At 75.4% G+C, this 3,454-nt stretch carries 1 protein-coding gene and 2 pseudogenes; all 3 read right to left on the bottom strand.

Going from position 1 to position 3,454, the window contains the following annotated elements; genetic code table 11:
* Positions 1 to 1,760: pseudogene (locus ABZ641_RS29850) on the bottom strand (hypothetical protein); the annotation flags it as partial.
* A 4-nt stretch (positions 1,761 to 1,764) separates the two neighbouring features.
* Positions 1,765 to 2,559, bottom strand: a complete 795-nt coding sequence (locus ABZ641_RS29845) for a hypothetical protein (RefSeq protein WP_359986752.1) — start codon at positions 2,557 to 2,559, stop codon at positions 1,765 to 1,767.
* Positions 2,560 to 2,712: 153 nt separating this feature from the next.
* Positions 2,713 to 3,454: pseudogene (locus ABZ641_RS29840) on the bottom strand (hypothetical protein); the annotation flags it as partial.

Genomic DNA, 3,454 nt, shown 5'->3' with positions numbered 1-3,454 from the left:
GCCGCCGGAGCAGCTGAAGCACACCGTGATCGAGCGGGGCGTGCACACCGCGATCGCGGAGGGCGCCACTCGTGCGCCGGGGCCGGGTCGGCCGGCACCGTGCGGGTCTCGCCCGTGGTCGCGTGCGGCGACGGCTGGACGTCCTGACGGGCCTGCGGCGGTGCCTGCTCGTGGATCTGCCCGGGGGCCTGCTCGTGCGCGACCGGTGCGTGCTCGGTGCCCCGGGGAGTGCTCTCGGGGGTGTGCGGCGCGCTCTCGGAGACCTGGTGCACGGGTTCTGCGGGACGCGGCGCCGGCTCGGCGGAGTCGCCACGGGCGGCGGCCGGGACGGCAGCGGTCTCGGGCGCAGGGGTGTGCTCGGCGGCGGGTGCGGGACGGTCGGCCGTGTGCGGGGTCGGCTGCCCGGTCGCGGCGGTCTCGGGCGCCGGGGTGTGCTCGGCGGCGGGCGCGGGACGGTCGGAGCCGAACGGGACCAGGCCCCGGGTGCCGGAGGCCGGCGCGGGAGCGCTCTCGGGACGGCTCGCGCCGCCCTCGCCACCGCCGTGCGTCGTAGCCGCCGAACTGCCCGTGCCGGCCGAACCGGACGAGCCTGACGAGCCGGTGGATCCGTTGGAGCCCCCGGTCAGGCCGGTGGCGGAGTGACCGCGGGCGGAGCTGCCCGCCGAGCCGGCGGAACCGGTCGAGCCGGTCGAGGCCGGTGCCTCGTGCGAGCCGCCGGACAGGCCCTCGGCGGACGGTCCGCGGTAACTCGACGAGCCGGAGTCCGACTTGGAGAAGACCGGTGCGCCGCCCGACCCGCTGCCCGCTCCGGGGGTAGCGCCACCGGCGCCCTCGGGGCCGGCGTGCGGGGTGGGGATCTTCGGCGGACCGTTGAAGTGGCCCTTCACGGCGGCCGCGCCGCGGTGCAGGCCGACCGAGGCGCCGCCGCTCAGACCGGAGCCGAGCAGGCTGCCGCCCTCGACGTGACCGGTCGTGATGAGCTGGGTGGAGACGTCCGCACCGACACCGACGGCTGCGCCGTGGGCCATCCGGCCCGCGGTGGTCTCCATGACGCTGCTGAGGCCGAGCTTCGACCCGCCGGCACTGAGGCCCTTGCCGATGAGGTGGCCGCTGGCACCGGCGACGGCACCGCCGAGGGCGTTCTGGCCGAGCTCCTTCATGTCGACGCTCTTGCGGTGGCCCTCCATCACCTCGATGCCCTGGGCCAGCAGGTTGATCGCGGCCATCTGTGCGGCCTGCTTCGCCGCGAACTGCAGGGTCTCCTTCAGCAGTTGCTTCAGGATCTGCTGGACGGCGGTGCGGCTGATGCCGACGAACACCGGGATCTCGGCCAGCGAGGCACCCGCGGTGAACGGCGCCTCCGCCTCCGCGGTGGCGATCTCGAAGGCCAGGATGCCGAGTTGGGCCACGATCTGGATCTTCGCGGTCTCCGCGGAGTTGGCCATGGCCTCCAGCATGTCGCCCATGCCGTTGCAGGCCTGGACGAGACCGGGGAAGTACCCCGGCTCCGCCTCGGTGCCCTTGCCGGTGGTGAACTGCGACCAGTGCTTGCCCAGGGCGTCGGCGGCGGCGCCGCGCTGGCCGTCGAGCGCACGCTTCACCGCGGAGTCGGCGGAGCGTCCGGCGTCCTCCAGGGTCTTGGCGCCGTCACGCCAGCGCTCCGCCATGTCGCGGAGCATGTCCTCGTCGGCCTCCGGCCAGCGGGTGCCCGCCAGCAGGAGGAGCACCCACTGCAGGGGCTCGGGGAGTTCGACCGCCATCGGATCAGGCCCTTCGGGTGGTGGACGGGTGGGCCTGTGCGATGTTCCGCAGGGCGGCGCCCGGAGAGGTGACGTTGACGGGAGCGCTGTACGAACCGGTCTGGGGGACGGACACGCCGTCGGTTCCGCCGCCCTGGAAGACCGAGGTGGTGCCCTCCTCGGTCGCCCGGTAGTTCTCGGCCATGGCCTTGAGGCCGTCCGCGACGTAACGGACGGCCTCCGGCATGCCCTTGAGGCCCTTGAGCGTGTCGGTGCTGTACCGCAGGTAGCCCTTCTCGCCCTCCGCGAACTTCTTGCCGGACTCGTCGTTGCCCCACGGGGCCGTCGACTGGGTGTGGTCGAGGAACGCCGAGAGCCCGGTGACGAGTTGGGTGAGCTGGTCGGCCGCCGCGAGCACCGGGCTGACCGCGGCGCGGTACTGCTCCGGATTCACCTCGAAGCCGCTGCCCGCGGATCCGCCGGACTGCGCCGCGGCGCCGGTGGTCGACGCTAGCCGCTTCACCTGGGCGTCGGGGGCGGTCCGGGCCGTCGCGGCCAACGGAGTGGACTGCGTCGGGGACGCCTCCACCGCGTCCGGCCGAAGCCGGACACCGTGTTCGGCCAACGGCAGGTCGCGTTCCGTGGGCTGCAGGCGGACACCGTGTTCGGCCAACGGCAGGTCGCGTTCCGTGGGCTGCAGACGGGCGGTGGACTCCGCCATCTGCACGTGTTCCATGGGCTGCAGACGGGCGGTGGGCTCGGCGACCTCCCATGCCTCGGTCGGCTGCAGCGCGGCTTCCTGCAGGCGGGGGCTGCTCACGGTTTCGCGCAGTACGGCGTGAGCCTGTTCTGCGCCTGTCTGCTCATCCATGGGTTCGTCCAGTTCGTGCCGGCCGTCCGCCCGCTCGTGGGAGCGGGCGGACGGCGGTGGGAGGGCTGCGGGGTGTGCGGCGGTCGTAGGACGGCCGGCCGGTTACGAGGCCGCGCCGCCCGGGGCGGCACCGTCCGCGCCGCCGGAGGTGGCGAGGCGGGCGAGTGCGGCCCGCAGGAACGGGCTCGGTACCTGGTAGCCGCCCTCCTGGCGGAGCGGGGCCCGCTCGGCGGGCTTGTCGGCGCCGTCCGCTCCCGACCCCGTGCCGGTGGCGGCGGAGGCCGCCGGGGTGTCGTCGTCCGGGCGGCCGCGGCGGGCGGCGACGGACCGGGCGCGGTCGAGGTAGTCCCCGTCCGACGAGGAGGACGTGCCGGTGCCCTCGTCCCGGGAGCCGTGCGTCGGCCGCTCACCGCCGGCCGCCGCGGACCCGCCCTCACCACTGCCGCCACCGCTGCCGTTGTCGGAGCCTGTGGCCGTGGCCGTGGCCGTGTCGGTGGCGGCGCCGTCCGTGCCCGCTTCGGGACCGAGCAGGGCGGTGGTCAGCTGGTTGAGCAGGGTGTTCTGTTCCGCCGGAGTCTCCGCGCCCGCGGCGGCCGGGGCCTGGGGGGCCGGGCCCTCGGTGCGGGCGGAGTCGAGCCAGCGGCGCCGCATCCGCTCCCAGTGGCGGTCGCCCTCCTCGTGCCGGACGGCCTGGCCGGCGATGCCGCGGTCGCCGAGCAGCATCTCGTCCTCGTCCTCCAGCCCCTCGCAGCCGAAGCGGGTCGGGCGGACGAAACGGTTGCCGCCGCGCTTCTCGCCGCGGCCGCCGGCGCCGCCCATGCCGCCCGGGGCGTGGGCCCCGGCC

It is taken from the genome of Kitasatospora sp. NPDC007106 (genome assembly GCF_040634455.1).
Classification (GTDB): Bacteria; Actinomycetota; Actinomycetes; order Streptomycetales; family Streptomycetaceae; genus Kitasatospora; species Kitasatospora arboriphila.
Note: the sequence above shows the minus strand (reverse complement) of the source record. Positions and strands in the feature narration are given on the sequence as shown.